The 2,315-nt window shown below is 56.9% G+C and carries 4 protein-coding genes, 1 tRNA gene and 3 pseudogenes; 3 read left to right on the top strand and 5 right to left on the bottom strand.

From position 1 onward, the window contains the following. Positions 1 to 76 (top strand): annotated as a pseudogene (locus H0485_RS21050) (IS6 family transposase); the annotation flags it as partial. Between the two features lie 46 nt (positions 77 to 122). On the opposite strand, the pseudogene H0485_RS21045 reads toward H0485_RS21050, so the two are convergent. Next, positions 123 to 485: pseudogene (locus H0485_RS21045) on the bottom strand (sugar transferase); the annotation flags it as partial. A 270-nt stretch (positions 486 to 755) separates the two neighbouring features. Here H0485_RS21045 and H0485_RS21040 point away from each other — a divergent pair. Then, a complete protein-coding gene (locus H0485_RS21040; RefSeq protein WP_226937843.1) occupies positions 756 to 1,055 on the top strand; it encodes a ParA family protein in 300 nt (99 codons plus the stop codon). Here H0485_RS21040 and H0485_RS21035 read toward each other — a convergent pair. Continuing rightward, positions 1,000 to 1,179: a replication initiator protein A gene (locus tag H0485_RS21035; RefSeq protein WP_354002474.1), complete on the bottom strand. Its 180-nt coding sequence runs from the start codon at positions 1,177 to 1,179 to the stop codon at positions 1,000 to 1,002. The genes H0485_RS21040 and H0485_RS21035 overlap by 56 nt on opposite strands. A gap of 90 nt (positions 1,180 to 1,269) precedes the next feature. On the opposite strand from H0485_RS21035, the gene H0485_RS22070 reads away from it, so the two are divergent. Then, positions 1,270 to 1,581 (top strand): plasmid mobilization protein, encoded by a 312-nt coding sequence (locus H0485_RS22070; protein WP_435531528.1) that lies wholly within the window; start codon positions 1,270 to 1,272, stop codon positions 1,579 to 1,581. A gap of 103 nt (positions 1,582 to 1,684) precedes the next feature. On the opposite strand, the gene H0485_RS21025 is transcribed toward H0485_RS22070, so the two are convergent. The 3 genes and pseudogenes from H0485_RS21025 to H0485_RS21015 form a co-directional block, all read right to left on the bottom strand. Continuing rightward, on the bottom strand, positions 1,685 to 1,807 hold the full coding sequence (locus tag H0485_RS21025; protein WP_435531529.1) for a transposase domain-containing protein: 123 nt from the start codon (positions 1,805 to 1,807) through the stop codon (positions 1,685 to 1,687). Between the two features lie 25 nt (positions 1,808 to 1,832). After that, positions 1,833 to 2,003, bottom strand: a pseudogene (locus tag H0485_RS21020) (IS3 family transposase); the annotation flags it as partial. A gap of 190 nt (positions 2,004 to 2,193) precedes the next feature. Next, positions 2,194 to 2,270, bottom strand: a tRNA-Met gene (locus H0485_RS21015). Between the last annotated feature and the right edge of the window lie 45 nt (positions 2,271 to 2,315).

Genomic DNA, 2,315 nt, shown 5'->3' with positions numbered 1-2,315 from the left:
CGCCAACTCCTATCGTCATGCAAGGGCAGATGCGTTCAGCCTCTGGGACGACTATGCCCGCGAGATGACCGCGTGACCGGCTTCAAACAGACTGCAACACACCAGGTGAAAATAACTTGGCAATGCCGTTCCACATATTGGCGTAGGGGCGGGCGCGGGCCGACAAAGCTGATATCCCCCTTCAGAACGTTCCACAGCTGCGGCACCTCATCGAGGCGGGTACGACGCAGAAAATGTCCGGTTTTCGTGATCCGGTCCGACTTGTCCCCGCCTGAAACGCCACTGTCGCTGGCCACGGTCTTCATGGTGCGGAATTTCACCAGCCGAAAACCCTCAGTCGGGGTTTTCATCCGCTCGGAAATATAAAAGACAGGACGACCGTCGCGGATCAGGATCAAAAGTGCGGTGAAAGCCACGGGAATGATCAGGATGATCCCCAGGACCAGTGCGACCAGGATATCGAAAAGGCGCTTTGCTATTGTCACTATGGGTCCTTAGCAGGGGCCGCTGCGCGGTCATCTCGCGCGGGTTGATACCTTTGGACGCCAGTGGATACAAGGATTTGAACCGTACCAGATTTGGCGGCAACCGACCCAGCCAGACATCGCTCCATCAAACAACCCGCGACTGTGATCTTCCCGTAAACCAAGGCAGAAACTTCTACGCGGTGACGTCCTGCGGACATTATAAGCGCCATACGAACAACCGAAAATAGTAATATTTATCCGATAGTCAGGCAGTCAGGAGCGCCAACAATGCCCGTTGTCTCATTCGCAAATCCTAAAGGCGGTGCAGGGAAAACTACCTCCGCCCTTATTGCTGCAACACAGCTGGCCGAGAACGGCGCCAGTGTCACAATCATCGACGCTGATCCTGAGCGCTGGATCAGCCAATGGGCCACCATGCCAGGCAAGCCGCAAACGATCCGTATTGTTTCGGATGTGACGGAGGATACGGTTGCGGATGCGATCGAAGCTGAAAGTACCGTGAGCGCATTCGTCATTGTCGATCTGGAGGGCACCGCCTCAGCACCTCATTCGACTGAATCGCGTTAAAGACCCAGTCAGATAGCTGGATTTCGCAAGACAGCAGCCGACCCTCCAGCCCATGTGTTCGCCGGGTCGAGGTCGCATTGATGAGCCCAAAACTGTCGCTCTGCTCTTCGGCGCCGCTCCGAATATTCGTGCGGATGTCGCTTTTTGCAAAACCTCAGCGGCCTGTCTTCAATCCTGCGAGCCCCTTTGACGATGACCCGGCGGGAGAAGCGTGATGTCAGAGAGGATAACATCAAAACCGAGATCCGCGCGGCGCCAGCGCAACGATGTGCTGCAGTTCAGAGCCAGTGAGGCGGAGGCTCAAAGAGCAAGGAGGAGGGCCAGGCAGGCCGGGATGAGCCTCTCAGCCTATCTGCGCAGCTCCAGCCTGAACCCCTCGGCGCTGCCTCAGGGCACAGTTCTGCAACTCGCCAATCTGTGCGACCAGCTGCATATGGTGCTGGAACGCCAGGATGGCCGCGAAGCAATGTCCTGGCAGCTTTGCACAGAGCTCAGGCAGCGCCTTCAGGCGCTGAGCGCAGAGTGATCTTGCATTTTCGGATGTTTCTTCTTTTCTTAGGGGAAGCGCTCGCAAAAACAGATACTTAGCAAGACCATTGCGGGGGCTGCGTAACTGTCCGGTCTGACCGCTATCCGTTCCAGCGCCATGGGAGCAGGTCATCGACCTTGGTGATCTTGTAATCCGGGATGCCGGCGAGAGTGTCTGCGAGCCAGGCGTGTGGATCGACGGCGTTGAGTTTGGCGGTTTCGATCAGGGTGCAGGCGATGGAGGCGGGCTTCCTGCGTCCGGATGTAGGTGATGTCGGTCACCCACACCCAGTCTGGCGCTTCGACGTCGAACTGCCTGTCGAGGGTGTTGCCGACCACGACTGATGGCTTGCCGCCATAGCTGCCAGGGCGGCGTTTATAGCCCCGCTCCGTGATCTGAGCGACCGCAGCTTGAAGTCGTCGCTGAAAGTCACTGTGACCATCATGGCCTCCTTGCCTCAAAAGTAGAAAAAAGGCGACCATCAAACATGGGGCTATTCATTCCCACCGAGAAAGCCAAGGACGAGCGGAACAGGTTCAGCTGGGTCGATACATGAATGCGATAAGCGCCCCGAAGGACGCTGCGCGTGTCTTTGATAGTATTGTATTTTGGTTGCGGGGACAGGATTTGAACCTGTGACCTTCAGGTTATGAGCCTGACGAGCTACCGGGCTGCTCCACCCCGCGTCCGTTCCCCGTTGGGTTTTTATCGGGGGTGTATTTTTGTATCGT

This window comes from Pseudogemmobacter faecipullorum (assembly GCF_020539525.1).
Classification (GTDB): domain Bacteria; phylum Pseudomonadota; class Alphaproteobacteria; order Rhodobacterales; family Rhodobacteraceae; genus Pseudogemmobacter; species Pseudogemmobacter faecipullorum.
This window is presented reverse-complemented; position numbering and strand designations above follow the sequence as displayed.

Excerpts from the sequence above, each read along its gene's own strand:
- H0485_RS21040 (WP_226937843.1), top strand. The coding sequence starts at position 756 with ATGCCCGTTGTCTCATTCGCAAATCCTAAAGGCGGTGCAGGGAAAACT.
- H0485_RS22070 (WP_435531528.1), top strand. The coding sequence starts at position 1,270 with ATGTCAGAGAGGATAACATCAAAACCGAGATCCGCGCGGCGCCAGCGC.